Here is a 1,022-nt window from a genome sequence, read left to right as displayed (position 1 = left end):
CCTTACGCCTAACCAATACAGGCTTTCGAGCGTTCGCACGGAAGTGGTACCGACTGCCACCACACGGCGGTCGGTGCGTGCCAGCTCCTCTATCAGTCCGATCCCTACGCTTATGAATTCGCTGTGCATCGGATGCCCGCCGATTGTTTCTGATTTTACAGGCTGGAAAGTGCCGGCACCGACATGAAGAGTCAGTTCGCGCAATTCTACCCCACGCTGCCGCAGACTTTCGAACAGCGCCGGAGTGAAATGCAGCCCGGCAGTCGGAGCAGCCACCGATCCTTGTATTCGGGAGTAGACAGTCTGATAGTCCGTCAGATCGCTCTCTTCGGTATCGCGGTTTAGATATGGCGGAATAGGCAATTCACCCGCCGCTTCGATAATCTGGGAGAATGTCACCGAATCATTGTCCCATTCAAAGCCAATGACCGACGAAGCTCCTTCGTGCCGGAGGCGTCGGGCTGTGAGCACGACAGTGCCTTCGCCAGCTACATCGACATTCATGGTGACACTTCCCTCTTTCCATTTCTTGCTGTTGCCGACAAAACAACGCCACGAACATCCTATGCGCGATGCAAACGAGCGCTCGTAATCGGCCGGAGCTACAGGTTCCAGACAAAACACCTCTATACGGGCACCCTGGTCGCCACCACCCTTCCGGAAACGCAATCGGGCGTTTATCACCTTGGTATTGTTCATCACGAGCATATCATCGGACGACAGCAACTGCGCAATGTCGGCAAACACACGTTCCTCAAGACTGCCATCGCCATGACGCACCAGCAGACGGCATGTGTCGCGCACAGCCAACGGATGACGCGCTATAAGCCCGTCGGGGAGAGGATAGTCAAACGCTTCGATTGATATAAGTCGTGGATCAGTCATTTTCAACACAATTTTAGTGCAAAATTAGCAAAAAGCCTGCTAATTACATCATCCACCAGCGCCACCAGCCCAATATACTTGTCTAAAATCATGAAACTTAATTTTTTAGAGTAAAAAAACTCCTGAAAGATTTGGCC

1 protein-coding gene is annotated in these 1,022 nt (G+C 52.3%); it reads right to left on the bottom strand.

The window, feature by feature from the left end; translation table 11 throughout:
• A partial coding sequence (locus C5O24_RS13720; RefSeq protein WP_107681994.1) for an S-adenosylmethionine:tRNA ribosyltransferase-isomerase occupies positions 1-885 on the bottom strand: 885 nt, incomplete at its 3' end.
• Between the last annotated feature and the right edge of the window lie 137 nt (positions 886-1,022).

Source organism: Paramuribaculum intestinale, from assembly GCF_003024925.1.
Classification (GTDB): Bacteria; Bacteroidota; Bacteroidia; order Bacteroidales; family Muribaculaceae; genus Paramuribaculum; species Paramuribaculum intestinale.
This window is presented reverse-complemented; position numbering and strand designations above follow the sequence as displayed.